At 76.6% G+C, this 2309-nt stretch carries 1 protein-coding gene; it reads right to left on the reverse strand.

Translation table 11 applies throughout. The annotated features are described in order from the left end of the window. Positions 1-2309: ComEC/Rec2 family competence protein (locus VR45_RS35615; protein WP_045944066.1), on the reverse strand; the 2309-nt coding region annotated here is incomplete at both ends.

The raw sequence follows: 2309 nt of genomic DNA on the forward strand, positions 1-2309 counted from the left end.
GGTGGACGGAGGCGCCGAGGTCACCCGGACCGGCACCGGTCACCGCGATGTCGCCCACCCGGTCCGTACGCAGCACCGTGGCACCCAGAGCCCTCAGCCGGTCCACCGTCCGCGGCGACGGATGGCCGTACGGGTTGCCCTCCCCGCAGGAGATCAGAGCCAGCCGGGGGCTCAACGCCGCGGTCAGCGCCCAGTCCTGATAGGCCGAGCCATGATGCGCCACCTTCAGCACGTCCACCTCGTTCTCCTTCCCGGCCGCCCTCAGCCGGCTCAGCAACGCTTCCTGGGCCGGCGGCTCCAGGTCGCCCAACAGGGCGAACCGCAGACCTCCCGCCACCGCCACCCGCAGCACGACACTCGCGTTGTTCGGACCTGACACCACCGCGGACTCCTCTCCGTCCGGCCACAGCACCTCCCACGAGACCCCCGGCCCCGCCCACCGCCGCTCACCAGGGGCCGCCCGCACCAGCGGGACCCCGGCCCGCGCCGCCCAGTCCGCCACCCGGGCGGCCTCGCCCGGCGGATCGTCCACCGCCGTGCCCTGCACCGCCCCGACCCTCCGGCCGCGCAGCACCCCCGGCAGCCCCTCGACGTGATCCGCGTGGAAATGCGTCGCCAGGAAGAGCGGCACCCGCTCGATCCCGAGGTCACGCAGACAGCGGTCGGCCTCCCGCGGATCCGGCCCCGCGTCCACCACCACCGCGCTGTCCGGCGGCCCCCCGCCCTCGGGCGGCACCGGCAGCACCACCATGTCGCCCTGCCCCACGTCGCACATGACCAGCCGCCAGTCGGGCGGCGGCCAGCCGGTCGCGATCCGGGCCAGCGGCGGCGGCCGCAGCAGCACGGTCAGCAGGACCAGCAGCAGGGCACCCGTCACCACCGGGCGGATCCAGCCGCGTGGGGAGCGCCATCGACGGGCCCCGGCGGAACGCCCGGGCAGCAGCAACGGAATCGTCCAGCACAGTGCGGCCGTGCCGACGGCGAGGCTCACCGCGCCGAACCACCCGCCCGGCCAGGACAGCCGGCCACCCGGTAGTTCGGCGCCGTGCCTGGCCACCGAGGCCAGCCAGCCGGTCGGCACCGCGGCGGGCTCGGCGAGGATCCGTGCCAGCGCCGGAGAGACCGGGTCGGCGATCAGGACCGCGAAGCCGAGCAGGGTCGCCGGGGCCACCGCCAGCTCGGCCAGCAGATTGCACGGGATTCCGACGAGGCTGACGTGTCCGGAGAGGAGCACCGTCACCGGCGCGCAGAGCGCCTGGGCCGCGGCCGTCGCACCGACCGCGCCCGCAAGGGGCCGCGGCCAGCCCCGCGCCCGGAGGGCGTCCGCCCAACGCGGACCGAGCACCAGCAGCCCGGCCGTGGCGAGCACCGACAGCAAGAAGCCGAAGGAACGTGCCAGATACGGGTCGAGGAGGATCAACAGCAGCGCCGTACCGGCCAGCGCCGGCACCGCCCGGCGCGGACGGCCGGTGGCCAGCGCCAGCAGTCCGATCAGCCCGGTTCCCGCCGCTCTGAGCACACTGGGCTCGGGGCGGCAGATCGTGACGAAGGCCAGTGTCACGCCCGCCCCCACCAGCGCCGTGGTCCGCAGCGGGATCCCGAGCAGGGCGGCGAGTCCGCGTCGCTCGGCGGTTCCGGCACGCCCCGGGGCGCCGAGCAGCACCCCCAGCACGATCGCGAGGTTGGCCCCGCTGACCGCCACCAGGTGGGCCAGGTCGGTGTCCCGGAACGCCTCCCGGAGGTCGTCCGGCAGCCGGGAGGTGTCGCCCACGACGAGGCCCGGGAGCAGTCCGCGCTCGTCCGGCGGCAGGCCGTCGGTGGCCGAGCGCAGGCCCGCCCGGAGCCGTCCGGCGATCCGCTGCGGGAGGCTCGGCGGCGCCGACGCGCAAGGCTCGCCGTGCGCGATCAGCAGTGCCGCCGACTCGTGATCGCCCTCCCCCGGTGGCCGGACGGTCACCTCGGCCGCCAGCCGGGCCGACGGCAGCAGGGGCTCCCAGGCAGCCACGTCCTCGCCGCGCACCAGGACGGTGACGGGCGTGCGGGTCCGGACGGTGCGCGGGCCCGGCTCGCCCCGCAGAAGGCCGTCCGGGACGGTGACGCGGTCCACGACCGCCTCCACGGTGAGCAGGCTCTGCCCGGCACCGGACCCTCCGCCGCGGGAGACCCGAACCCTCGGATCCCCGGTGACGGTGAGGTCGACGCCCACCTCCGGGGCCGGGCCACCGGTCCGGACCAGTTCGGGCAGCGGCCCACGGCGCAGATCGGCGGTGTGCAGGAGGGTGGCGGCCGCAGCGGCGGCCGCCGGGAGG

It is taken from the genome of Streptomyces sp. NRRL S-495, assembly GCF_000966955.1.
In the GTDB taxonomy this organism is placed as follows: domain Bacteria; phylum Actinomycetota; class Actinomycetes; order Streptomycetales; family Streptomycetaceae; genus Kitasatospora; species Kitasatospora purpeofusca.